This window comes from Bradyrhizobium nitroreducens, assembly GCF_002776695.1.
GTDB lineage: Bacteria > Pseudomonadota > Alphaproteobacteria > Rhizobiales > Xanthobacteraceae > Bradyrhizobium > Bradyrhizobium nitroreducens.
The window spans coordinates 2,071,373-2,093,593 of the sequence record NZ_LFJC01000003.1 but is presented as its reverse complement, the minus strand read 5'-3'; the positions used below and the strand labels follow the sequence as shown (position 1 = coordinate 2,093,593).

Below are 22,221 nucleotides of genomic sequence, written 5' to 3'. Positions count from 1 at the left end.
GCGCATCATCGCCCCGTGGAAACACCTGCAATCGCTTGAGTGTGCTGCACGCGCAACGCCGATTAACGCCCCGGCAACCTAAATTGGATACTTACGAGAAAGGTCGAATTGCACGGATGTACTGCGTTTCGATTTTTCTGGCGTAAGCGTAGCGTGAGCGTGTTGATGTCAGTGTTGCGTAACCATCCGAAGGGCGCGCGGTTCGCGTCCTTCGGCATCGGTCTCTGCATCTTCGCATTGATGCCGAGAGAGACCGGCTATCAGGACATTGCCTCCTTGCTGGCGCGCCAACCCGGCGTCGCCGAGCGTTGGCAGAAGCAGGTGTTCTCGGCGGCGTCCTCCATTCAGCTTGCCACCTACAGTTTTTCCCGCCCCATCGGCACCTCGGTTCCGCAGAGCGCGATGGTTCGCCTGGCGAGCCTCGACGGCCGCGACGTCACCGGTGCGATCAGCCGCAATCCGGCGCTGCAGGCTGCGCCGCGCTACCAGGCTTCAGACTTTCCCAAGGTCGATCGCTCCATGAAGGGTGATCGCCTCGCAACCGTGACGCCGACCGAGGCTCCCGAGGCGGCCGCGCCAGCCGCGGCGCCGACGCAGGAAGATCCCGCGACGTCGAACAGCTCGGTGTTCGGCGCCAAGACGGCCGCATTGCCGCAGGCGATGTCGCCGGAGTCCGCAGCCGCCCTCGATCCCGAGCTGCAGGAAGCGCTACGCGCGCCACCGCTGCCGCAATACACCAATGCCCCGCGCGCCAGCGACGCTGCGCGCGCGCTCGCGACCGCGCCGCTCGAGGCGCTCAAGCGGACCACTGCGCCGACGACGCCGGTGCGTGATCCCTTCAGCGTCAAGACATCCAATCTCTTCTTCGGAAGCTCCTCGCTCGGCGGCAATCTCGAGAGCATCGAGAGCTGGCAACCCGGCGCCGAGCCGCTGATCGTGATGCCCGATCCCGATATGAAGGTGACGGCCTCGCTGACGCCGCCCACGGCGGAGATCGCCAGGGACGTCGAGAGCGGCGAGAGCGTCGCGCCGAAGGGCGAGGTCAACGCCGACAACCAGCGTACGAGGTCTCCGGCGGAGCGGCTCGCGCTCGACGACAAGTCGCGCGCCAAGTCCGAGAAGTGCCTTGCCGAAGCCGTCTATTTCGAATCGCGCGGCGAGGCCGTGCGCGGCCAGATCGCCGTGGCGCAGGTGGTGATGAACCGCGTGTTCTCCGGCAAATATCCGGACACCGTGTGCGGGGCGGTCTATCAGAACAAGCACCGCCATCTCGCCTGCCAGTTCACCTTCGCCTGCGACAACAATGCCGACGTGATCCGCGAGCCCGAGATGTGGGAGCGCGCCAAGAAGATCGCCAAGGCCATGCTCGACGGCCAGATCTGGCTGCCCGAAGTCGGCAAGTCCACGCACTACCACGCCTATTGGGTGCGCCCGTCCTGGGTCGCCGAGATGAAGAAGATGTACAAGACCGGCGTGCACACCTTCTACCGGCCGCGCAATTGGGGCGACGGCAGCGAGGAACCAAGCTGGGGCACGCCGGCCCAGACCGCCGCGCTCTCGGCCGAGCTCGCACAGGAAGCCAAGAGCTCCGCCGAGATGGGTGTGAGCGAGCGAAGGTAGTCGTTCAAAAGAGGCCGTCATGCCCGGGACAAGCCCGGCCATGACGTTGTCGAGACGTCTGGCGCGCCGATCACATCTCGATATCCAGCGCGCAGTCGAAATTCGGCGCCGAATGCGTCAGCGCGCCGGCCGAGGCGTAGTCGACGCCGGTCGCCGCGATGGCGGGGATCGAGTCCAGCGTGACGCCGCCGGATGCCTCCAGCTCGAGGCGGCCCTCGTTGATCCTGACGGCTTCGCGCAGCGTCGCGACATCCATGTTGTCGAGCAGCACCGCGTCAGCCGTTCCAGCGTCCAGCACCTCGCGGAGCTGGATCAGCGTATCCACCTCGATCTCGATCTTGACGAGATGGCCGGCGTGGCTGCGGGCACGCTCCAGCACCGGGCGAATGCCGCCGGCGACCGCGATGTGGTTGTCCTTGATCAGGATCGCATCGTCGAGGCCGAAGCGGTGGTTGAAGCCGCCGCCGCAGCGCACGGCGTATTTCTCCAGTGCGCGCAACCCCGGCGTGGTCTTGCGCGTGCAGCAGATGCGCATCCTGGTGCCCTCGGTGCGCGCGACATAATCCGCCGTAAGCGTCGCAACGCCCGACAGACGGCCGACGAAGTTCAGCGCGGTTCGCTCGGCGGTGAGAATGGCGCGTGCGGGACCCGAGATCGTCAGCAGCTGCTGTCCGCCGGCCACGCGTGCGGCGTCACGGACATGGGCGCGCACCTCGATATCGGCTGAGAGCCGTTGCAATGTCGCCAACGCGAGCGGCAGGCCTGCGATGACGCCGGACTGGCGCGCGACCAGGACGGCCTGCGCCCTGGTCGCTTCCGGAATCGTCGCCAGCGAAGTGATGTCGCCGGCGCGGCCGAGATCCTCGTCGAGCGCGCGCTGCACGGCCTCGTCGATCGCCAGCGGCGAGAGGAAGGCGTCGGGATTGAGCAATGAGGTCGGATTGATCATGGGAACTCCATCAGGCGATCATGGGTTGCTTCATGCGTGACGGGGAGCCCAGGCTCTCCGCAATCTCGCGCGCTGCGGCGAGCGTCGTCATCGTTCTCTGCGCCAGTGCGGGCATTTCGGCGGGATGATCGGGACGGAAATGCGCGCCGCGGCTTTCGCGCCGGCTCCAGGCCGAAGCTGCAACGAGCAAGGCCGATGTCGCCATGTTGCGGAGCGCGATGCTCGTGGCCTCGCGTTCGAGTGCGGCGAAGTGGTGTACGGCTTCACGGAGGCCGTCGCCCTCGCGGACGACGCCGACATGCGCACTCATTATCGCCCGCAGCCGCTTCACGGCCGGAGCATCCGGCGTGCCGCCGCGCGCCGCGACCGGTGTGTCGGGAAGGCGGGCCGGCGAGGGGAACGCACGGCCGGCGATGTCCTCGGCGATGCGGGCGGCGTAGACCACGGCCTCGAGCAGCGAATTCGAGGCGAGCCGGTTGGCGCCATGCGCGCCGGTCGACGACACTTCGCCGCCAGCCCAGAGCCCGTCGATCGAGCTGCGGCCGCGCGCATCCACCGCGACGCCGCCCATGTGATAGTGTGCGGCGGGTGCAATCGGGATGGCTTGCGTCGCGGGGTCGATGCCGGCGGCGACGCAGCTCGCATGCACCGTCGGAAATCTGTCGGCGAAGCGTGCACCCAGCGCTTGGCGCGCGTCGAGGAAGGCGCCGCGTCCCGCCACGATCTCGGCGAACACGCCGCGGGCCACGATGTCGCGCGGCGCGAGCTCGGCGAGCGGGTGGCGCGCCGCCATGAAGCGTTCGCCATTGCTGTTGATCAGTGTCGCACCTTCGCCGCGCAGCGCTTCGGTCGCGAGCGGCGCCGGATCGCGCCCGACCATGATGGCGGTCGGGTGGAACTGGACGAATTCGGGGTCGGCAATCACGGCACCGGCACGCGCCGCGATCGCAAGGCCCGAGCCGCTGGCCTCGACCGGATTGGTCGTGACGGCATAGAGATGACCGACGCCTCCAGTGGCCAGTACCACCGTGCGTGCGGCGAGCAGGATGGGCTGGGCGGAGGGATTGCCGGCTTCGCGCAACTGAAGCCCGGTGACGACGCCATCATCCGTCATTAGCGCCTCGGCGACGAAACCCTCAACCAGGCGGATCGACGGCGTGCGGCGCACGGCCTCGCTCAAGGCCGCGATGATCGCGGCGCCGGCCCCATCGCCGCGCACATGCACGATGCGTCGCGCCGAATGCGCGGCCTCGCGCCCGACGGCGAGCCTGCCTTCGAGGTCGCGATCGAACGGGACGCCATAAGCGAGAAGGTCGTGGATGCGTGGTCCTGCTTCGCGTGCGATGCCGAGCGCGACCGATTCGTCGACGAGGCCGCCGCCGACCGCGATCGTGTCGGCGGCGTGCGCTTCCGGCGAGTCGCCCTCGGCCACGGCCGCCGCGATGCCGCCTTGCGCCCAGGCGGATGATGCGCCCTGTCCGAGCGGCGCCGCCGAGATCAGCGTCACCGGCCGCGGCGCAAGCTTCAGCGCGCAGAACAATCCGGCGAGGCCGCCGCCGACGATGACGACGTCGTCGGTGCGGGTGAGGTTCTGGATGTTGCTTGTCATGGTATTTCCTCTTGTTCCGTCGTCGTCCCAGCGAAAGCAGAGACCCATACGCCGCAGCAGAAGTTGTTGTGCGAAGCTGAGTATTGCCTTCCTTCGCAACCACATTTCCCTGTGGTTATGGGTCCCGGATCTGCGCTCCGCTTCGCTGCGCTTGTCCGGGACGACAGCTGTGTGTGTTGCTGCTTTGATTTCAGTTCTTCAGATTGATCATCCGCTCGACCGAGCGCCTTGCGCGATCCGCCAGCGCGGGATCGATCGTGACCTCCTCGCGCAGCGTCAGCAGGCTCTCCAAGATGTTTGCGAGCGTGATGCGCTTCATGTGCGGGCAGAGATTGCAGGGGCGCAGCATCTCTACGTCAGGCAGCTCGGCGCGGACATTGTCGGCCATCGAGCACTCCGTGATCATCACCAGCCGCCGCGGCCGCTTGTCGCGCACCCAGTTGATCATGTGCGCGGTCGAGCCGGTGAAGTCGGCTTCCGCCAGCACGTCCGGCGGACATTCGGGATGCGCGATGATCTGCACGGAGGGATCGGCCTCGCGAAATTCGCGCAGCTCCGCGCCGGTGAAACGCTCGTGTACCTCACAGGCGCCCTTCCAGGCGATGATCTTCACGTCGGTCTTCGAAGCGACGTAAGTGGCGAGATAGCGATCCGGCAGGAAGATCACGCTTGGAGCGCCCAGGCTCTCGACCACCTGCACCGCGTTCGAGGAGGTGCAGCAGATGTCGACCTCGGCCTTCACCTCCGCGGAGGTGTTGACGTAGGCGACCACGGGCACGCCCGGAAACTTTTCGCGCAGCAGGCGGACGTCGGCGCCGGTGATGCTGGCGGCGAGCGAACAGCCCGCGCGCGAATCCGGGATCAGCACCGTCTTGTCCGGATTGAGCAGCTTCGAGGTCTCGGCCATGAAGTGCACGCCGCATTGCACGATGATGCCTGATTTCACCTTGGTGGCTTCGACGGCGAGCTGAAGCGAATCGCCGCCGATATCGGCGACGCAGTGGAAGATCTCCGGCGCCTGATAGTTGTGCGCGAGGATCACCGCGCCGCGCGTGCGCTTCAGCTCGTTGATCGCCTGGATCGTCGGCGCCATCAGCGGCCACTCGATCGGCGGGATCACATGCTTCACGCGCTCATAGAGCGGTGCGGTGGCCTGTTCGACCTCCGGCGTCCACGCCAGCGAGGGCATCGGCAGCGCCGGCTCGGTGCGCGCCGGCGCAGCTCGGGGGGAGGCGGTGGCGTGGCCCTGCGGCCGGTTGGCGAGATCGTCGGGGCCGTAAATTCCAGCAATCGGCATTGAAGCCTCCCTTTCGATAATTGTGCTCAGTTTGAGTATATCAGGGGTCTGAATCGTCCGGCCAAGATGGCCGGCGCGGATTTCATTGATGTCCTAATATACTCAAATTGAGCAAATCAGACATAGCACGCTCGGCTTGGGACCGCCAGATCCGGCCGCACACTTTTCCGTCAACTCCGGCTTGGCGTGCCGGGCGAGGCCAGACCGGAATGCAATGCTCCCGCGAAAGCTCCCCGTGGAATGCAATCGCTTTTGGCTTGGGGTTTTCATGCAAGTGCATTAAATGGCACCTTCGTGCCGCCGCTTGGCGAATCCGCCAATGACAGACGAGGAACACCATGTCGACATCAGTGGGCGAACTTGCTCCGGCCTCGCGTTCCTCGAACTGGCGCACGCCGGCCGTCATCATCCTCTGCGGTTGCGCGATCGGCATGCTGGGTTTCGGTCCGCGTTCGGCGCTCGGCTTCTTCGTCCAGCCGATGAGCCACGAATTCTCCTGGGGCCGCGACGTGTTTGGCCTCGCGATTGCCGTGCAGAATCTGTTGTGGGGCCTGGGCCAGCCGTTCGCCGGCGCAGTCGCCGATCGCTTCGGCCTGTTTCGGGTGATGTGCGTCGGCGCGCTGCTCTATGCCGGCGGCCTGCTGCTGATGCGCTACTCCACGACGCCGCTGTCGCTCGACATCGGCGCGGGCGTCATGGTCGGCTTCGGTCTTGCCGGCTGCTCCTTCAATCTGGTGCTGTCGGCGTTCACCAAGCTCCTGCCGGCGGAGAAGCGCGGCCTCGCGCTCGGTGCCGGCACCGCGGCGGGCTCGTTCGGTCAGTTCCTGTTCGCGCCGATCGGCGTCGCGCTGATCGACAATTTCGGCTGGCAGCAGGCGCTCTCCGTGTTCGGATTCCTGATGCTGCTGATCATCCCGCTGTCGCTGGCGCTCTCGACGCCGCCGGTCGCACACGCGGCAAACGCTGCGCCGGCGGACGAGCAGACCTTCACCAGGGCGTTGGCCGAAGCCTTCGGCCACCGCTCCTACGTGCTGCTGGTGCTCGGCTTCTTCACCTGCGGCTTCCAGCTCGCCTTCATCACCGTGCATCTGCCGGCCTTCCTGGTCGATCGCGGCATCACCGCGCAAACCGGCGGCTGGGTGATCGCGGCGATCGGCCTGTTCAACATCATCGGGTCGCTCAGCGTCGGCTATCTCCAGAACAGCTTGCCGAAGCGCTATATCCTCTCGACCATCTACTTCACGCGCGCGCTTGCGACGCTCGCCTTCATCTCGTTCCCGATCACGCCGTTCTCGGCGATCGCGTTCGGCGCGGTCTCCGGCCTGACCTGGCTGTCCACGGTGCCGCCGACCTCGGCGCTGGTGGCGCTGATGTTCGGCACGCGTTGGCTTGCGACGCTCTACGGCTTCGCCTTCGTCAGCCATCAGGTCGGCGGCTTCCTCGGCGTCTGGCTCGGCGGCATCGTGTTCGAGAAGTTCGGTTCCTACACGCCGATCTGGTGGCTCTCGATCCTGTTCGGCGTGCTGTCTGCGCTGATCAATCTCCCAATCGTGGAGAAACCCGTCGAGCGGGCGGTTGCGCAGCCTGCCTGATCGGCTAAACAATCCCGACAAACAAGTCAGGGAGTTCAGTCGTGGCCACATTCAAGGCTGTCAGGATCGACAAGGCGGACAAGGGCACCACCGCCACGCTGACGCAGTTCGATGAAGCCGAGCTGATGGATGGCGACGTCACCGTTCGCGTGGAATGGTCGACGCTGAACTACAAGGACGGCCTTGCGCTCACCGGCAAGGCTCCGGTGGTGCGCCGCTTCCCGATGATCGCGGGCATCGATTTCGCCGGCACGGTCGAAGCCTCCTCCCATCCGCAGTGGAAGGCCGGCGACCAGGTCGTCTGCACCGGCTGGGGCATGGGCGAGACCCATCTCGGCGCCTATGCCGAGAAGGCGCGGGTGAAGGGGGACTGGTTGGTCGCCCTGCCGCAGGGCCTGTCGGCGCGCGATGCCATGGCGATCGGCACCGCCGGCTTCACTGCCATGCTCTCGGTGCTGGCGCTGGAGAAGCACGGCCTGTCGCCGAAGAGCGGCCCGGTGGTGGTGACGGGTGCCGCCGGCGGCGTCGGCTCGGTCGCGACCGCCGTCCTCTCAAAGCTCGGCTACCACGTCATCGCTTCGACCGGCCGCGCCTCGGAGGCCGACTATCTCAAACACATCGGTGCTGCCGAGGTCATCGACCGCAACGAATTGTCGGGCGCGGCCAAGCCGCTGGCCAAGGAGCGCTGGGCGGGCGGCGTGGACAGCGTCGGCTCCACGACGCTGGCGAATCTGCTGTCGATGACGAAGTACGGCGGGGCGATCGCGGCCTGCGGCCTGGCGGCCGGCATGGACCTGCCGTCTTCTGTCGCCCCCTTCATTTTGCGCGGAGTGTGCCTTCTCGGCATCGACTCCGTGATGTGTCCGATCGAGCCGCGGAAAGCTGCCTGGCAGCGTCTGGCCTCCGATCTCGATCGGACGAAACTATCTGAAATCACTCATGAAATTCCGATCGACGAAGTTCTTGAGTGGGGCGCGAAAATCCTGGCCGGCCAGGTCCGCGGTCGCATCGTGGTAAAAATTGTCTAACGGCGTTCAGACTTTACCAACCAAGCTGCTTCAATGTTGCCTTGGTTAGTATGGTAAGCAGCGGGTAAAGAGATAAGGCATCGCCCGCGCTGGGGTTGGTTCGGAGTAGAGCATGCTTGCGCGTATTGTGTTGGGGGCTGTCACGGCGGCAGCGACGTTTGCGCCGGCCATTGCCGGAAGCATGAACGCCGACGAAGCGCGCCGCTTCGTCGCCGGCAAAGTGTTTGCCTTCACCTGTTTCGACGGCACCCGCGGTGCGGGCCGCATCCTCGACGATCTGGGCGCCGCCGGTGCGGTGCAGTTCTCGGGCGCAGGCCCGGTCAAGCATCTCAGGCTCCCCGGCAACACGCTTCAGATCCGCGGCCAGAACGTCTGCGCCTCGATCAAGGGCATTCCGTTCGAGCCCTGCTTCAACCTTGAAAAGACCGACGATCGCAGCTTCCGCGGCTCGGTGTCGGGCATGGGCTTCGCCTATTGCGACTTCCACCACCAGGGCGGCAACCAGATGCTGATGGCACGCGCTGCGGCGCGGCCGCGCTCGCTGCACAGGGCGGAGCACACCGGTTCGGTCGGCTCGTCCAACACCGAAGTCGCCGCGCGCGTGGAGACGCCGCGCGTCGAGAGCAGCCGGCTGGAGCCGGTGAGGGCTGAAGCCAGGTCCGAGCCGGCCAAGAACGAGGCTCCGCTGGAGCTGCGCCGTTCGACCCAGTGAGGCGGCCCTGCGGGACAGCCCGCACCCCCCTTGTCGTTGAAGACCCTCATCGAACACGAAGCTGCCGCGCCGTAGTCATACGGACGGCGGCTTTCATGCGTTGGTAGCGGTTCGCGCTCCAGTTTGCGTACGGCCGGGGGGCGCGGCCCGATAAAGGGTTCAACGATGTCGCTGTACTTTTTCCGCATCAGCACCGGTCGCTATTCCGGCGCCGCCGACCAGCCCTACGAGTTCGAGGATCGCGCTGCCGCCTGGACCGAGATGACGGAGGTCTGCGCCAACCTGCTCGGTGGCATCGCGCGCAGCCTGAAGCCGAACGCCGAGTGGTGCATGGAGCTGCTCGACGAGAACAAGAAGCCGGTGTTTCGCATCAGCCTCCTCGGCGAGAGCGTGCGCTGACAATCGTCGACGGCGCGGGCGGCGTTAACGATGCCCATGCGTGCAAATCCGCGAAACGGATGTCATTGCACGCAAAAGCTGCGGAAATTCGGCAGATCGTACGGCCTTTCCCGTACTTCTACCTAGGCCGTCGAGGTTCTGCTTAACGTTAATGAGGAAGCTCGCTGTTAGTTTTCCCGGGTTGTGCACGCTTCGTCGCGGCAAAGGCGTACCCCCGGGGATATTCTCGATGACGTTCATTCAGAACCTACGAATTGGCACCAAGCTCGCCATTACCTCAGTGCTGACCATCGGGCTCGTCGCGCTGATGATCTTCCTGCAAATGCGCGGAGATGCCTCCGTCCAGATGCTCGGTGACGCCGCGTCGGGACAGCAGGCGATCGCGCTAAACGCCGCGGAAGCGAAGGCGTCGGTCCGCGGCATGCAGATCGGCATTCGCGATATTCTGACGTCATCCTCTCCGGTCGAGATGCAGAAGGCGGTCACCTATTTCAACGACCGGAAGACAGCGGCGCTGAAGTTCTCCGGTGAGATGGCCAAGCTGTCGCGCTCGGCTGAAAATCGCAAGCGGATCGATCGCCTGACCATGTTGATCGGCGAGTTCGGCAAGGGCCAGCAGCAGATCGAGGCCATCCGCAAGCAGGAGCTGGCGCTGGAAGGAAAGAGGGACGCCGAAACGGTTGAGCTGTTTGCCAAGCTTACGAGTGATATCGATCACATCCGCAAGGGAACGCTGGCGCCGATCAACACGGAGATTTCCGATCTCGCCAACCAGATCACCGATTTCGCCAAGCAAAGGAGCGTCGAGACGCGTGCGGAAGCGGAAGCCGAGGCGGCCTCGGTTGCCCGGACCTCGATGATCACAGGCGCGCTGGTCGCGCTCGTCCTGATCGGAACGTGCATCTTTTCCGTCTTCAGCATTGCGCGGCCCATGCGTGCGCTGACCTCTGCGATGGAGAAGCTGGCCGGCGGCGACTTCTCGGTCGTGCTCCCGGGCCTTGGCCGCAAGGACGAAGTCGGCGAGGTCGCGGGTGCTGTGGAGAAATTCAAGCTCGTGTCCGAACAAAAGGCGCGCGAGGAAGCCGAGGCCAAGACCAGGCAGGATCAGCTTGCGGCCGCGCAGCGCAAGGCCGAGATGCACAAACTGGCTGACGGCTTCGAAGCCGCGATCGGCGAAATCGTCGATACCGTGTCATCGGCTGCAACCGAACTGGAGGCCTCGGCGTCGACCCTGACATCGACTGCGGCGCGTGGACAGGAGCTCACCACCGTGGTTGCCGCCGCCTCCGAGGAGGCGTCCACCAACGTGCAGTCGGTGGCGTCGGCCACCGAGGAGCTGTCGTCATCGATCACCGAGATCAGCCGCCAGGTGCAGGAATCCGCCCGTGTCGCGGGCGAAGCGGTGAACCAGGCCCGCACCACAACCGATCGCGTCGGCGAGCTGTCCGCCGCAGCGACGCGGATCGGCGATGTCGTCGAACTGATCAACACCATCGCCGGCCAGACCAATCTGTTGGCGCTCAATGCAACCATCGAAGCTGCGCGCGCCGGCGAGGCGGGCCGCGGATTTGCCGTCGTCGCTTCCGAAGTCAAGGCGCTGGCCGAGCAGACCGCGAAGGCGACCGGCGAGATCGGCCAGCAGATCGCCAGCATCCAGACCGCGACCGAGCATTCGGTTGGCGCCATCAAGGACATCAGCCACACCATCGAGAAGCTGTCGGAGATTTCCTCAACCATCGCAGCCGCTGTGGAAGAGCAGGGCGCCGCGACGCAGGAAATTTCCCGCAACGTGCAGCAGGCGGCGGCGGGCACGCATCAGGTGTCGTCGAACATCACCGACGTGCAGCGCGGTGCGAGCGAGACCGGTTCGGCTTCCTCGCAGGTGCTGTCCGCGGCGCAGATGCTGTCGGGTGACAGCAACCGCCTCAAGCTCGAGGTCGGCAAGTTTCTCGACACAGTGCGCGCCGCCTGACGGCGCTATCTCTCGGCAGATGAGCTTGCAACCGCCGCGCGTGACTGCGCGGCGGTTGTGCGCGTGCGTTCGTATTTCGACGCCGCGAAGCCGTGCACGCACGGTTAACCTTCCGGAAAAGCGACGCAGTCATGATCACCGTGATTTCCCGGGCAATGAGTCGCCCTGCGCGTATTGCGTTTCAGTCGTTGGAGCAGTTTCATGAGTGGCATTTCCATTCGCCTGACCCACAAGGTCATGGCGATCGGGCTGTTTGGCCTCATCGGGCTCGTCGCATTCGGCTCGATCTACCAGATCGGCAGCCTCTCCCAGGACACCTCGCGCGATATCGCTGAGGAGGCGCGCAGGATGTCCGACCTGAACCAACGGGTCTCCCAGCAGATGCTCGAAGCGCGCCGGGCCGAGAAGGATTTCCAGCTCCGCCGCGATCAGGCCTACACGAAACGTCACGCCGAACTCGCGTCCGACATCGTCCGCAATCTCGATGGCCTCGGCAGCGCAACGCGTGCGGCAGCATACGCGGGAATTGGCGAGAAGGTGTCGCAGGTTCGCGCCGGGTTCGAGAGATACGCGAAGGAGTTTACAGCCGTCGAGCAGGCCGAGATCAAGCTTGGACTGAACGAAACACTGGGGCTATCGGGCTCGCTGCGCACGGCGGTCCACGACATCGAGACCAAGCTCAAGGAGATCGACGACCCCCGCCTTACCAGCGGCATGCTGACGATGCGTCGTCACGAGAAGGACTTCATGCTGCGCCGCGACCAGAAATACGTGGAGGCTCTCAGGAAGACCGCGGGCGAATTCTCCAAGCAGGTCGAAGCATCGACAATCCTCCCGGCGATCAAGGCCGATATCGGCAAGAAGCTTGCCAAGTACGAGGCTGACTTCACGGCCTGGGCAGCCGGCGCGCAGGACCTCGCCGCGCACGGCTCGGCAATGTCCAGGGAATTTCGTACCATCGAGCCGATCCTCGAGGACATCGAAAAGAACGTTACTCAGCGCCATGTCGCCGCACAGGCATCCGAGGCGTCGACGCGGGCTTCGATCAAGCTGTGGATGTGGGTCGCGCTTGGATGCTCCGTCCTGCTGGTGGGGAGCGTGTCCTACTTCATCGGCCGCTCGATCTCGTCCGCGCTGATCGCCATGGTGCGGTCGATGACGGGCCTCGCAAACGGCGATACCTCCGTCGTGATCCCCGGCCTCGGCCGCAAGGATGAGATCGGCGAGATGGCCGGCGCGGTCGCGGTATTCAAGACCAATATGGCGGAGGCTGATCGGCTGCGCACCGAGCAGGCCGAAGCGGACGCGCGCGTCCGGCAGCAGCGCAAGGCCGACATGCAGCGGCTCGCCGACCGCTTCGAAGCCGCGGTCGGCGAGATCATCGAGACCGTGTCGTCGGCGGCGACCGAGCTCGAGGCGTCTTCCAACACGCTGACGCGGGCCGCCGAGCGCGGCAACGGCCTCGCCACTGCCGTGGCGGCGGCCTCGGAGGAGGCGTCCGCCAACGTGCAATCGGTGTCGTCAGCGAGCGAGGAGTTGACCTCCTCGGTCTCCGAGATCGGCCGCCAGGTGCAGGAATCCGCGCGCGTCGCCGACGTCGCGGTCGGGCAGGCCGAGCGCACCAATGCACGCGTCGCCGAACTGACGAAGGCCGCCTCCCGCATCGGCGACGTGGTCGAGCTGATCAACACCATCGCGGCGCAAACCAACCTGCTGGCGCTCAACGCGACGATCGAGGCCGCGCGTGCGGGCGAAGCCGGCAAGGGCTTTGCCGTGGTCGCGACCGAAGTGAAGGCGCTCGCCGAGCAGACCGCGAAAGCCACCGGCGAGATCGGCCAGCACATCGGCGCGATCCAGGCCGCGACGGAGGATTCGGTCGGCGCGATCAAGGAGATCGGGGACACCATCGCGAAGATGTCGGAGATCTCCTCGACCATCGCCGCGGCGGTGGAAGAGCAGGGCGCTGCGACGCAGGAGATTTCCCGCAACATCCAGCACGCCGCGCAGGGCACCTCCGACGTCTCGGCGAATATCGGCGACGTCCAGCGTGGCGCGGGCGAGACCGGCGCCGCCTCGGCGCAGGTGCATTCGGCCGCGCAGTCGCTGTCGCAGGACAGCAACCGGCTCAAGAGCGAGGTCGCGCGGTTCCTGGAGACGGTGCGGGCGGCCTGAGCGGGCAGCCCGCCCGTTCGGAGCGGTGCGCTGGTTGTGGAGTTGCCGGATACCGGCCGTGCCGCGGCAGATGATTGCGAGGCATATAACGGCAGTGGCGCCGAATTCCGTAATTCAACGTAGCATCCTGTTAACGCCTGTTTGCAATTATGGGCGCAATCTTACGAGATAAGAACCAGCCATCATTGTTGGAATGACCTCCGCCCTGCCGTCCGTCGCGACGATTGCGGCGCAGGTGATTTGTGCGTTGTAGGTTTCACCGGGATTTGTGTGATGTCGAAGCTGTCGATCGTCTTCAAGCTGCTGACCGTGCTGTCGGTTCTCGTGCTCTCGCTCGCCGGTGTCGGCGTGATGGCGATCGGCACCATGCAGAACATCAACTCCCATACCGTCGAGATCGCCGAGAGCTGGCTGCCGAGCGTGCGGGCGCTGGGTTCCATGCGCGCCGACATCAATGAGCTGCGCGTCGCGCTTCGCCTGCACCTGATGCAGGACAGTGCCGAAGGCAAGGAAGCCGCCGAGAAGCGGCTGGCAGGCTTGCGCGACCGGATCGAGAAAACCCGCAAGGTCTACGAGCGCCTGATCACCGTACCCGAAGAGCGCTCTCTCTATGAGCAGTGGAGCAAGGCGTGGGCCGAATATCTGAACGGCGTGCAGGAGACGATGGCGCTGTCGCGCAAGAGTGTCGGCAAATTCCCGGTTGACGCCAACGAGCTGTTGCAGACCAAGGTGGCGAAGATGGCCCAGGCGGCCGATCCGCTGCTTCAGAAGGGCATCGAGCTCAACAACAGCGGCGCCGAGCTGGAGACCAAGCAGGCGGCCGACAGCTACGCGTTGATCTTCCGCGTGCTGGTCGGCATCATCGTTGCCGCCGTCGTGATCGCGATCGCCGCCGCCTATTATCTCGTGCGCGACGTCTCGCGCGGCATCGCCTCGATCATCAAGCCGATGCAGTCGCTCGGCGAAGGCGACCTCTCCGCCGAGGTGCCGCATCGCGGCGAGAAGACCGAGATCGGCTCGATGGCGGATGCGCTCCAGATCTTCAAGGAGGCGCTGATCGCCAAGAAGGCCGCCGACGAGGCGGCCGCGGCCGATGCCGAAGCCAAGATCGAACGCGGCCGCCGTGTCGATGCCATCACCCGCAAGTTCGAAGCCATGATCGGCGAAGTCGTCGGCACGGTCTCCTCGGCCTCGACCGAGCTCGAGGCGTCGGCCTCGACGCTGACCGGCACTGCGCAGCGCGGCCAGGAGCTCGCGACCGTGGTTGCCGCGGCGTCCGAGGAAGCCTCGACCAACGTCCAGGCGGTCGCCTCCGCATCGGAGGAGCTGTCGTCCTCCATCACCGAGATCAGCCGCCGCGTGCAGGATTCGGCGCGGATGGCGGCGGAAGCCGTCGAGCAGGCCGCGCGCACCAACGAGCGCGTCAACGCGCTGTCGCAGGCCGCATCCCGCATCGGCGACGTGGTCGAGCTCATCAACACCATTGCAGGCCAGACCAACCTGCTGGCGCTCAACGCCACCATCGAGGCGGCGCGTGCGGGCGAAGCCGGCCGCGGCTTCGCGGTCGTCGCCTCCGAGGTCAAGGCGCTGGCCGAGCAGACCGCGAAGGCGACCGGCGAGATCGGGGCGCAGGTGTCGGGCATCCAGGCCGCGACGCAGGAATCCGTCAGCGCCATTCAGGAGATCGGCGGCACCATCGAGCGGCTGTCCGAAGTGTCCGCGGCGATTGCCGCCGCCGTCGAGCAGCAGGGCGCCGCCACGCAGGAAATCTCGCGCAACGTGCAGCAGGCCTCGGTCGGCACGCAGGAAGTTTCGGCGAACATCACCGACGTGCAACGCGGTGCGATCGAGACCGGTGAAGCCTCGGTCGAGGTGCTGTCGGCGGCGAAATCGCTGGCGACCGACAGCACGCGTCTCAAGGTCGAGGTCGCGCAGTTCCTCGAATCCGTCCGCGCGGCCTGATCTTCAACTTCCCGATTGCGGAGCCGGCGGCGGCGCGACCTGCCGCCGGAACAGGATGCGCTGGTAGAGCCAGCCGATCGCGACCAGCACGATGCCGAGGCCCATGAACGACAGTGCCCGGTAGACGCCGGTCAGCGTCGACATGTCGATGACGAAGGCCTTGAGGATCGTCAGGGCGATGACGGCGGCCGAGGCCAGCCGCGCGCGCTCCGAGTTGACGAGAATGCCGACGCCCAGCAGTACCACGCCGAAGCCGAGCCAGCCGATCGAATAGGTGTATTGCTCGGCGCCCGTCGTCGGACCGGTCGAGAGGATCGGACCGTGATAGAAGCGGCGGATCTCCAGCGTGACATAGGCGAGCGCGAACACGAGTGCGCCGCCGGCGATGGTGTTGGCGTAGGCCTTGCCGCGCGAGCCGGCCACCGCATAGGACAATAGCAGCATCAGCACCGCCGGCAGCGCGTAGCCGAGCAGCAGCAGGTTGAACACCGCGCCGCCGACGTCGACGCGCCAGATCAGCGGGTTCTCCAGGATCAGCAGGCCAATCACGCTGATGAGCCCGCCGATCGCCGTGAGCACGATGGCGCCGACATCGTGCACGATGCTGTGGCTGTGCAGCCGCAGGCGCTCCAGCCCGATCGCCATTGCGAGCGTGATGCAGACCTGGAGCGCGAATTCGAGCAGCGACGGCGGTGAGATCATGTCGCCGCCGGTCGCAAAGTGCCGGATCTCCATGAAAGCAAGCAGTGCGGTGAACAGGATCGCGGCGGTCTCGACCATGCGCAGCGGCGCATCGTCGGCGCGGCGGCGCAGGAACAGGCTCGCGGCCCAGAACGATGCCGCCGGCAGGCCGTAGCCCCAGAGCAGCCAGTTGAAGATCGGCGTGGTGCCGACGGCGTCGCCGACGATGCGCGGATCGTAGGCGATGCGCGCGGTGACGAGGCCGGCGAAGATCGCGGCGAGCCAGCGCAGGAACGGGATCGGCCGCTGCAGCGAGATCCAGGCGGTGCCGAGCGACATCAGTGCCAGCGCGATCGTCAGCCAGCCCTTCTCCAGCGCGAAGGTCAGCGCCAGCGCCAGCGCGCCGAGCGTGCCGGTGGCGAACAAAGCGGCGGAGATCATGATGCCCGGCCGGGTCTCGCGGCGCGTCAGCGCCTCGGTCGCAGCGCCAAAGGCGGCGGCGAGCAGCACAGCGAGGATCGCAAACGGGATCGAGCGGTCGAGATGGGCGATGCGCGCGTAGAGCGCGACCAGGATCGCGATCGGCGTCGCGACGCCTGCCACCGACCACACCACCGGAATGATCGCCGAATTCGATCGGCCTTGCGCGAGGAAGCCGGCGATGCCGAAGCCCGCGGCGAAGATCGCCGCGGTCACCAGATGCAGCGTGACGGAGCTGTCGGTCGCGGCAGGTCCGATTCCCGCTATGGGGCCGCCCGGCAGCACCAGCATGTCAGGGTTGGCGCGCACCGCCCATTCGGCGAACACGACGAAGACGGTCGCTGCGGCCGCACCGATGGCGCCGGTGGCGGCAGATGCACGCCAGGCGACGAGGAGGGTTGCGCCGACGAGAAGCGCGAACGCGATCAGTGCCAGATCGGCATGCGCGCTCGACAGCACGATCAGCATCGCGCCGAACAGATAGGCACCGAGCGCGCCCGAGGAGATCGGCTCGATCTCGCCGTCCTGGATTTCAGGGCCGAACATGAAGCCGCAGACGACGAGGAGCGCGGCCAGCACGAAGCCGGCGATGACATGGAAGGCGTGCGGCGCGACCTGGACCTGCTCGGTGTCGAGACCCGGGAACAGCCAGAGCACGGCGAAGGCGATGGTCGTCACCGCAAGCCAGCGCCACAGCCGGATGCGGGCAAGGCCGAAGCTCGCGGCAGTGACGACGGCGAGATAAATGTAGAGCGCCCAGTAGTCCGGCTTGCCGCTGGAGACGAGCACCGGCGTCACGAAGGCGCCGACCACGCCGAGGCCGGCGAGCGCGGGTCCGTGCAGCAGCGCGGCTGCGAGCGTGCACATGGCCACGATGCCGAGCAGCACGAAGGCCGTTGCGGGCACGAGGAAGCCGTAGAGCGCATAGGCGGCATAGATGGTCGCGAACGCCACCGCCGTTCCGGCCGCGGTGAGGATCGCCGGGATGTTGGCGATCGGCAGCGCGGCGATGTTGGAGATGCTCTCCTTGCGCCGCGTCCATTCGCCGGCTGCCAGCAGCGCGGCTGCGAACAGGCCGCCCAGGAAGACGCGCACGCCGGGGCCGAGCAGGCCGGCCTCGATCGAATAGCGCACCATGAAGAAGCCGCCGAGCGCGAGCGCAAGGCCGCCGATCCACACCACCCAGCGCGTGCCGAGCCGCTCCTCGAAGCCGGGTTCGCGAATATCGGGTGCGGGCGAGGGCAGCGGTGGCGGGGCATCGGCCTGCGGGCCCGCTGCGAGCGGGGGCGGCGAAAGCTCTTCGGTGACGAGCGGAGGCGGCGCAGCTTCCGCCTCGGATGCAAGCGGCGGCGGCTCGGTGGCCGCCGTTGTGGGCGTCTCGACCTGCGCCTGTACGGGCAGCGGCGGCGGCGGTTGCACCTGCCGCCGTTGCGCGCAAAACATCTCCTCGAGCGTGTTGAAGCGCCGCCGCAGCTCGGCTGCCTGGCTGGAGGCCTTGATGGCGATCAGGATGGCGATGATCGCGATGATCAGCGCGAAGACGTCAAACGGGCCGTCGAACATGAAGCCTCCAGGCGATCGACAGGCAGGGGCCGATCACGCAAATCTTGAGTTAGCGCCGGGAGCGTACGCGCAAGCCCGGTGCGGGCCGCTCCTGAAGCACGTCGCGGCGGAAGCGGTAGAGCGCCGCCGGCCGTCCGCCCGTCTGTGTCGACATCACCCCGGTCGGTTCGACCAGGGCTTCCATTTCGACCAGGCGGCGGAAATTCTGCTTGTGCAGGTGCCGGCCGGAGATCGCCTCCACCGTATGCTGCAGTTCTGTGAGTGTGAATTCGGGCGGCAAAAGTTCAAACACCACAGGACGATACTTCAGTTTGGCGCGGAGCCGGGCGATCGCCGTGGCGAGAATCCGGCGATGATCGAACCGCATCGAGGTCCCGAGCGGGGGCAGCATCTTGCGCGCTAATGCCGCAGGGCGGCCGTCGCGCCGCGCTTCCTCGACCAGGCCGGCCTCGTACAGCAGCTCGTAGCGGTCGAGCACGCGCTCCTCGTCCCAGGCCGCCCCGTCGAGGCCGAAATAGAACCGCACACGATCCTTGCGCGGCAGCGCACGGGTCGTCTCCGGCGTCTCCTCCGCGGCCCACTCGGTCAGCGCGGGAATGATGTCGCGGGCGATGATCGCCGGCGGTTCCTCGCGCCAGTCTTCCCAGGGGAAGAAGCGATACCATGGCGCGAAGCTCGCCGCGTTGGCCGCAAGCTCGCCGTCCACCGCGCGCGTCAGTGCGAGATAGCCGATCGACACCATATGCGCCCCGGTGTCGCCGGCCTCGGCATGACGGCCGCGATCGCCGAAGGTGTAGAGCTGCTCGACATAGCCGAGCCGCAAGCCGGCCTGCTCCTCGACCCAGGCGCGCAGGCCGATCTCGAAGGTGCGGTGCGCCAGCGCGTCGAACGGGCCGAACGGCAGGCCGGCCAGCCCGTCGCTGCCGCGCGCGGTCAGGATCAGCGGCTCGTGGCCCTCGATCGCAACGATCGCAGCGGTGAGGCCGATCTCGATCGGGGTCAGCAGCGTCTCGCTCATGCGATAATGATCGAAACTGTTATGGAAGAAATATGCCGACTGATTGCGGCGGTCTCTCCGCGGGCTCGCTGTAACCTCTCCCGCTCGCGGGAGAGGTCGGCGCGCAGTGCCGGGTGAGGGCTTTCTCCTCTAGGGGGGCGTCCCAATGCGGAGACACCCTCTCCCCAACCCTCTCCCGCAAGCGGGAGAGGGGGGCACGGTCTCGTCGCGGCTGCCATTCGACTCCCTCTTCATTCGAGCTCGATCACGAAGGGGCGCCCCTCGACCATCATCGCGCCCGGACCGATCTCGTCGAGCGCGCGCAGCATGCGGCCGTTGCGCCCCAGCGCACGGTCGGCGAGGCCGACGATGCGCCGGTTCGGCGAGGCGATCGGCGAGGCTGCGCGGATCTTTCTGGCGATCTCGAGCTCGTCGCGGTTGGGATTGAGCGCGCAGACCGCCGCGAACGCGCTCGCGGTGGAGCGGCTGATGCCGGCATAGCAATGCACCACCAGCGGTGCGCTGCGGTCCCAGCCGCGCACGAAATTCAGCACCTGATCGATATGCGTCTCGGACGGTGCGGTGAAACCATCCATCTCCTCGGTGATGTCGTCCATCGAGACCTTGAGATGATTGGCGGGGAGCACCGAGACCGGCCGCGCCACCTGCTCGACATTGGCCATCACGGTCAGCACATGGCTGGCCCTGGTGAGGCGGACGGTTTCGGGGAGCGCGGCGAGGGAACAGACGTGGATCATGGCGAACCTTTTTCTTGATTATAGCCGCGCCCCGTCGGGTGGGCAAAGCTACCACTTCGTCGTCCCGGACAAGCGCGCCACAAGCGCGCGCCGATCCGGGACCCATATCCACGGGAAGGGATTTGACGAAAACTCGGAGTTACAGGCTCGGGTCGCAATCGCTCCCTGTGGGTATGGATCCCTGCTTTCGCAGGGACGACAGCGGAGTGCGAGGCCTCACCGTCTCACGAACCAGGCTCACGCGAACACCGCGTCAAACCGCTCCAGAAACTGCTTCTCCGCCCGCGCCGCGGTCCAGGACGTGAGATAGTCGCGCCGGACGCTGTCGGAGAGGCCGGGATCCTTGCCGAACAGGCGCTTGGCTTCGGCCGCGCTGAAGCCGGCAAGCTCGGTCGCCTCGAGGTAGGCTGCACCGCGGTCGGCGGCCTTGATGGCTTGCGTGATCTCCTCCGGCAAGACCGGCGGCAACCCGAAACGGATATGGATGGCGCCGAGCAGGCGCTTTTCGACCGCCTTGTAATGGCCGTCGAGCACGGCCTTGAACGGCGAGATCATGTCGCCGATCACATATTCCGGTGCATCGTGCAGCAGGGCTGCGAGCCGCATGCGCTGGTCCACGCGCGGCATTTCGTGCCGCAGCACGGTCTCCACCAGCAGGGTGTGCTGCGCGACCGAGAAGATATGCGCGCCGACGGTCTGGCCGTTCCAGCGCGCCACGCGCGCCAGCCCATGCGCGATGTCGGCGATCTCGACATCGAGCGGGGAGGGGTCGAGCAGATCGAGCCGACGGCCCGACAGCATGCGCTGCCAGGCGCGGGATTCCGCGCCGCGTGCCGTTTTCTTCGCGCTCATTTGGCCTTGAGGCGCGGCTTGCGCTGCAGCTTGCTGCAGCTTGCGTGGCAGTGGCAGTCGACCAGATGGTCGTTGACCATGCCGGTCGCCTGCATGAAGGCGTAGACGATGGTCGGGCCGACGAACTTGAAGCCGCGCGAGGACAGCTCCTTGGAGATCTGCACCGACAGCGGCGTCGAGGCCGGTACGCTCGCGCTGGTCTTGAAATGGTTGACCTTGGGCTTGCCGCCCATGAAGTCCCACAGCAGCTTCGAGAAGCCCGGACCTTTCTCCATGATGTCGAGATAGGATCTGGCGCTGAGGATCGTGCCGTCGATCTTGGCGCGGTTGCGCACGATCCCGGCGTCGTTCATCAGCGCGTGCACCTTCTTGTCGGTGTAGCGCGCGATCTTCTCCGGCCGGAAATCGTCGAAAGCTTTGCGGAAATTGTCGCGCTTGCGCAGGATGGTGATCCAGGACAGGCCGGCCTGGAAACCGTCGAGGATCAGCTTCTCGTACAGCGCGCGGTCGTCATATTCCGGCACGCCCCATTCGGTGTCGTGATAGGCGACATAGAGGGGGTCATCGCCCGGCCAGGGGCAGCGGGTCTTTCCGTCGGGATGCAGGCGGGGAGCTCGGCTCATGCGGTGGGCTGTTTCGCAGGGATACGGACAACGTCAGGATCTGCCAGGCGCAACGCGAGGCCGCCGGCGGTGAGAGGCTGGCCGGCATCGAGCGCCTCTGCGACACGGTCGATGCGCACCAGGGCAATGCCCTTGCCCTGCGCCGACGAGCCCATGGTTCCGACGGATTTGTCGCCGGCCATGACACTGACACCGGCCTCCGGCGAGAAGTCGTCAAGCAGCACCTTGACGCTGCGCGTGCGCGCGGTGCCGCGATGTTGCATGCGCGAGACGACCTCCTGGCCGACATAGCAGCCCTTGTCGAAATCGACGCCGGCGAGGCGGTCCATGTTGGTCTCGTGCGGGAACGCATCGTTGTACATGAAATCGAGCCCGCCGCGCGGCACGCCGAGCGCGATCCGGTGCGCCTCGTAGTCCGCCGCATCGACCAGGTCGGCGCCGATGAGATCGGACAGCTTCTGCTTGAGGTCCTCCGGGATCAGGATGCGGATGCCGAGCGCTTCGTTGCGCGGGTCGGCGAAGGCAAGGTCGGTCTGCGCCGCAGGCTGGCCGTCCCAGGCCGCGAGCACGCCGAGATCGAGGTTTTCCACGGTGACCTTGGCACGCAGCTTGTAGAATTTCAGCTTGGTGGCGAGGCCCTCTGCCAGCGCTTTCGGGCAGTCGATCAGGAACCCGCCGCCATGGCCGGCCGGCGCCTCGGTGATCAGGAAATCCACGATGATCTTGCCCTGCGGCGTCAGCAGCGCGCCGAATCGCCCCAGGCCCGGCTTCAGCCTGTCGACGTCGGTCGTGACGAGGCCGTTGAGGAAGTTGCGCGCATCCTCGCCCGCGACCTTGACGACGCCCCGGTCGGGAAGAAACGCTGATTTCATGCGAAAATCTCTTGCGACATGGTGCTGCGGAACGTAAGCCCGCGAGGCTTAAACGACAAGACCTCGAGCCCTGCGCTTGGGGA

General features: G+C 66.3%; 17 protein-coding genes. 8 read left to right on the top strand and 9 right to left on the bottom strand.

Annotated elements, in window-relative coordinates; all coding sequences use genetic code 11:
- Nucleotides 1-165: 165 nt before the first annotated feature.
- Complete coding sequence (locus TSA1_RS10335; protein ID WP_174718844.1) at nt 166-1,620, top strand: cell wall hydrolase; 1,455 nt, start codon at nt 166-168, stop codon at nt 1,618-1,620.
- A 70-nt stretch (nt 1,621-1,690) separates the two neighbouring features.
- On the opposite strand, the gene nadC is transcribed toward TSA1_RS10335, so the two are convergent.
- The 3 genes from nadC to nadA all read right to left on the bottom strand — a co-directional run bounded on the left by nadC (nt 1,691) and on the right by nadA (nt 5,475).
- Entirely contained in the window at nt 1,691-2,569 is an 879-nt protein-coding gene (nadC, locus tag TSA1_RS10330) for a carboxylating nicotinate-nucleotide diphosphorylase (RefSeq protein WP_100176257.1), read from the bottom strand.
- Nucleotides 2,570-2,579: 10 nt separating this feature from the next.
- Complete coding sequence (locus TSA1_RS10325) at nt 2,580-4,178, bottom strand: L-aspartate oxidase (RefSeq protein WP_100176256.1); 1,599 nt, start codon at nt 4,176-4,178, stop codon at nt 2,580-2,582.
- 190 nt (nt 4,179-4,368) lie between these two features.
- A complete protein-coding gene (gene nadA / locus TSA1_RS10320) occupies nt 4,369-5,475 on the bottom strand; it encodes a quinolinate synthase NadA (RefSeq protein ID WP_100176255.1) in 1,107 nt (368 codons plus the stop codon).
- Between the two features lie 338 nt (nt 5,476-5,813).
- On the opposite strand from nadA, the gene TSA1_RS10315 reads away from it, so the two are divergent.
- The 7 genes from TSA1_RS10315 to TSA1_RS10285 all read left to right on the top strand — a co-directional run bounded on the left by TSA1_RS10315 (nt 5,814) and on the right by TSA1_RS10285 (nt 15,312).
- Entirely contained in the window at nt 5,814-7,067 is a 1,254-nt protein-coding gene (locus tag TSA1_RS10315; protein ID WP_100176254.1) for an MFS transporter, read from the top strand.
- 41 nt (nt 7,068-7,108) lie between these two features.
- Nucleotides 7,109-8,095, top strand: coding sequence for an acrylyl-CoA reductase (NADPH) (acuI, locus tag TSA1_RS10310; protein WP_100176253.1), 987 nt, complete (start codon nt 7,109-7,111; stop codon nt 8,093-8,095).
- Nucleotides 8,096-8,207: 112 nt separating this feature from the next.
- Nucleotides 8,208-8,807 (top strand): hypothetical protein, encoded by a 600-nt coding sequence (locus TSA1_RS10305; protein ID WP_100176252.1) that lies wholly within the window; start codon nt 8,208-8,210, stop codon nt 8,805-8,807.
- Nucleotides 8,808-8,972: 165 nt separating this feature from the next.
- A complete protein-coding gene (locus TSA1_RS10300) occupies nt 8,973-9,206 on the top strand; it encodes a DUF6894 family protein (RefSeq protein WP_063196530.1) in 234 nt (77 codons plus the stop codon).
- Between the two features lie 229 nt (nt 9,207-9,435).
- Entirely contained in the window at nt 9,436-11,178 is a 1,743-nt protein-coding gene (locus TSA1_RS10295; RefSeq protein ID WP_174718843.1) for a methyl-accepting chemotaxis protein, read from the top strand.
- 201 nt (nt 11,179-11,379) lie between these two features.
- A complete protein-coding gene (locus tag TSA1_RS10290) occupies nt 11,380-13,350 on the top strand; it encodes a methyl-accepting chemotaxis protein (RefSeq protein ID WP_100176250.1) in 1,971 nt (656 codons plus the stop codon).
- Nucleotides 13,351-13,623: 273 nt separating this feature from the next.
- Entirely contained in the window at nt 13,624-15,312 is a 1,689-nt protein-coding gene (locus TSA1_RS10285) for a methyl-accepting chemotaxis protein (RefSeq protein ID WP_174718842.1), read from the top strand.
- 3 nt (nt 15,313-15,315) lie between these two features.
- Here the strand turns inward: TSA1_RS10285 and TSA1_RS10280 are convergent, their stop codons facing one another.
- The 6 genes from TSA1_RS10280 to ygfZ all read right to left on the bottom strand — a co-directional run bounded on the left by TSA1_RS10280 (nt 15,316) and on the right by ygfZ (nt 22,138).
- Nucleotides 15,316-18,036 carry a DUF2339 domain-containing protein gene (locus TSA1_RS10280; protein ID WP_100176248.1) on the bottom strand — a complete coding sequence of 907 codons (2,721 nt, stop codon included), beginning with the start codon at nt 18,034-18,036 and terminating at the stop codon, nt 15,316-15,318.
- Between the two features lie 49 nt (nt 18,037-18,085).
- Nucleotides 18,086-19,054, bottom strand: a complete 969-nt coding sequence (locus tag TSA1_RS10275) for an NUDIX hydrolase (protein ID WP_100176247.1) — start codon at nt 19,052-19,054, stop codon at nt 18,086-18,088.
- A 230-nt stretch (nt 19,055-19,284) separates the two neighbouring features.
- Nucleotides 19,285-19,791, bottom strand: a complete 507-nt coding sequence (locus TSA1_RS10270; protein WP_028141638.1) for a tyrosine phosphatase family protein — start codon at nt 19,789-19,791, stop codon at nt 19,285-19,287.
- A gap of 237 nt (nt 19,792-20,028) precedes the next feature.
- Nucleotides 20,029-20,643, bottom strand: a complete 615-nt coding sequence (locus TSA1_RS10265; RefSeq protein ID WP_100176246.1) for a YfbR-like 5'-deoxynucleotidase — start codon at nt 20,641-20,643, stop codon at nt 20,029-20,031.
- The gene (locus tag TSA1_RS10260; RefSeq protein ID WP_100176245.1) at nt 20,640-21,266 is read right to left on the bottom strand and encodes a DNA-3-methyladenine glycosylase I; all 627 of its coding nucleotides are present in this window, start codon (nt 21,264-21,266) and stop codon (nt 20,640-20,642) included. Before TSA1_RS10260 ends, TSA1_RS10265 begins: the two co-directional genes overlap by 4 nt.
- A complete protein-coding gene (gene ygfZ, locus TSA1_RS10255; protein ID WP_100176244.1) occupies nt 21,263-22,138 on the bottom strand; it encodes a CAF17-like 4Fe-4S cluster assembly/insertion protein YgfZ in 876 nt (291 codons plus the stop codon). The genes TSA1_RS10260 and ygfZ overlap by 4 nt, the downstream gene beginning before the upstream one ends.
- Nucleotides 22,139-22,221 lie beyond the last annotated feature (83 nt).

Coding starts and splice junctions, on each gene's coding strand:
- TSA1_RS10335 (WP_174718844.1), top strand. CDS start 166: ATGTCAGTGTTGCGTAACCATCCGAAGGGCGCGCGGTTCGCGTCCTTC.
- nadC (WP_100176257.1), bottom strand. CDS start 2,569: ATGATCAATCCGACCTCATTGCTCAATCCCGACGCCTTCCTCTCGCCG.
- TSA1_RS10325 (WP_100176256.1), bottom strand. CDS start 4,178: ATGACAAGCAACATCCAGAACCTCACCCGCACCGACGACGTCGTCATC.
- nadA (WP_100176255.1), bottom strand. CDS start 5,475: ATGCCGATTGCTGGAATTTACGGCCCCGACGATCTCGCCAACCGGCCG.
- TSA1_RS10315 (WP_100176254.1), top strand. CDS start 5,814: ATGTCGACATCAGTGGGCGAACTTGCTCCGGCCTCGCGTTCCTCGAAC.
- TSA1_RS10305 (WP_100176252.1), top strand. CDS start 8,208: ATGCTTGCGCGTATTGTGTTGGGGGCTGTCACGGCGGCAGCGACGTTT.
- TSA1_RS10300 (WP_063196530.1), top strand. CDS start 8,973: ATGTCGCTGTACTTTTTCCGCATCAGCACCGGTCGCTATTCCGGCGCC.
- TSA1_RS10295 (WP_174718843.1), top strand. CDS start 9,436: ATGACGTTCATTCAGAACCTACGAATTGGCACCAAGCTCGCCATTACC.
- TSA1_RS10290 (WP_100176250.1), top strand. CDS start 11,380: ATGAGTGGCATTTCCATTCGCCTGACCCACAAGGTCATGGCGATCGGG.
- TSA1_RS10285 (WP_174718842.1), top strand. CDS start 13,624: ATGTCGAAGCTGTCGATCGTCTTCAAGCTGCTGACCGTGCTGTCGGTT.
- TSA1_RS10280 (WP_100176248.1), bottom strand. CDS start 18,036: ATGTTCGACGGCCCGTTTGACGTCTTCGCGCTGATCATCGCGATCATC.
- TSA1_RS10275 (WP_100176247.1), bottom strand. CDS start 19,054: ATGAGCGAGACGCTGCTGACCCCGATCGAGATCGGCCTCACCGCTGCG.
- TSA1_RS10270 (WP_028141638.1), bottom strand. CDS start 19,791: ATGATCCACGTCTGTTCCCTCGCCGCGCTCCCCGAAACCGTCCGCCTC.
- TSA1_RS10265 (WP_100176246.1), bottom strand. CDS start 20,643: ATGAGCGCGAAGAAAACGGCACGCGGCGCGGAATCCCGCGCCTGGCAG.
- TSA1_RS10260 (WP_100176245.1), bottom strand. CDS start 21,266: ATGAGCCGAGCTCCCCGCCTGCATCCCGACGGAAAGACCCGCTGCCCC.
- ygfZ (WP_100176244.1), bottom strand. CDS start 22,138: ATGAAATCAGCGTTTCTTCCCGACCGGGGCGTCGTCAAGGTCGCGGGC.